Annotated in this window: 1 protein-coding gene; it reads left to right on the forward strand. The window is 64.4% G+C overall.

Annotated elements, in window-relative coordinates:
• Positions 1–343: SDR family oxidoreductase (locus tag EN850_RS34585; protein ID WP_136093006.1), on the forward strand; the 343-nt coding region annotated here is incomplete at both ends.

A 343-nucleotide genomic window follows, 5' to 3' on the forward strand; every position in this document is an offset into this window, starting at 1 on the left:
ACCGCGTCCAATTCAGGCGTCTTCTACGACCGCGAGATGATCGCCTACGCCACGTCCAAGCATGCGGTGGTGGCGATGACCAGGCAGATGTCGCTCGACTATGCCAGGCACAACGTGCGCATCAACGCGCTCTGCCCGGGCTGGGTCGACACGCCGTTCAACGAGCCGTTCATTGCCCAGATGGGCGGTCGCGACGCGATCGAGAACTATGTCCGGACCAAGATCCCGATGGGACGCTGGGCGAGCGCGCAGGAGATCGCCGAAGCCATCCTGTTTCTCGTCTCCGACCGCTCGTCCTTCATGACCGGCCAGGCGCTGGTCGTGGACGGCGGCGAGAGCATCG

Source organism: Mesorhizobium sp. M8A.F.Ca.ET.207.01.1.1 (assembly GCF_004794715.1).
Lineage (GTDB): Bacteria > Pseudomonadota > Alphaproteobacteria > Rhizobiales > Rhizobiaceae > Mesorhizobium.